The sequence below is a fragment of the Vibrio sinaloensis DSM 21326 genome, assembly GCF_000189275.1.
GTDB classification, from domain to species: Bacteria; Pseudomonadota; Gammaproteobacteria; order Enterobacterales; family Vibrionaceae; genus Vibrio; species Vibrio sinaloensis.
Genome location: NZ_AEVT01000052.1, coordinates 1 through 823, shown reverse-complemented (window position 1 = coordinate 823; position 823 = coordinate 1). Strand labels below are relative to the sequence as shown.

Annotated in this window: 1 protein-coding gene and 1 pseudogene; both read right to left on the bottom strand. The window is 41.3% G+C overall.

Annotated features, from left to right (window positions below; genetic code table 11):
- Positions 1-212: pseudogene (locus RH45_RS07270) on the bottom strand (glyoxalase/bleomycin resistance/dioxygenase family protein); the annotation flags it as partial.
- Between the two features lie 135 nt (positions 213-347).
- A partial coding sequence (locus RH45_RS22695) for a hypothetical protein (protein WP_008075601.1) occupies positions 348-823 on the bottom strand: 476 nt, incomplete at its 5' end.

Sequence of the window (823 nt, the reverse complement as noted above, 5' to 3'; positions counted from 1 at the left end):
CTATCTACTGACCAGTAAACAACTGTGCCACTTTTACCAGCACCAACCTTTTTGTCTGCTTGGACTATTTCTAGTGAGAAACCATTTATATCAAGCGCTGTGAAGTCAAAGTCAGGATGGTAAACCGGAACGGCTTCTGGAAAAGCTTTCTTGTACCATTCAAGCCCTTTCGCTACATCTAGGACATGAACAAGAACCGCTGATGGATTCATAATTTTTCTCCAACCACATAACGCCCTGTTAAGGTGTGAGCAACGCAATACCGAAGCTCCCGCATACCACCTTAAACACCAAAACCAACGCATAGTAAAAATGCCACGCGTTGCGAATCACTCTTGAACAGTTTGTTATACCCGTGTCGCGGCAGACAAAGATGTTGTCCAAACGCACTGTTCTCCCTGGCTTTTTGCCAAAAGTCGGTCTTCTACATGACTTTTTTCCCACACAGCCGCACATTCAAGTTCAAGGCATTCTTCCCTCGTGGCGGGAGTTTCAATACCGTCAGAATAAATAGAAAACTTCTTTGAAATGAGATCGAACTTATAAAACTTATGCGTCTGATTAAGCATAGGATGGTGATTTAGTTGACCTACCTTCACCCAGCCATATCCTCCTAGAGCATTCTTCATAACCCCTATACAAAAGGTCGAATCATCAAACATTGCATCAAAATCAGATTGTGGTTCTTCAAAGAAATGTTCCGAAAATGCAACTAATGCTTCACCTATAACCATCGCATAACAATAAAGACCATTTTCAAGCTTAATTTCAACCACTTTCCCGATATCAAAATTTTTCCGCATATAGATTCCTTTAAAGGGTA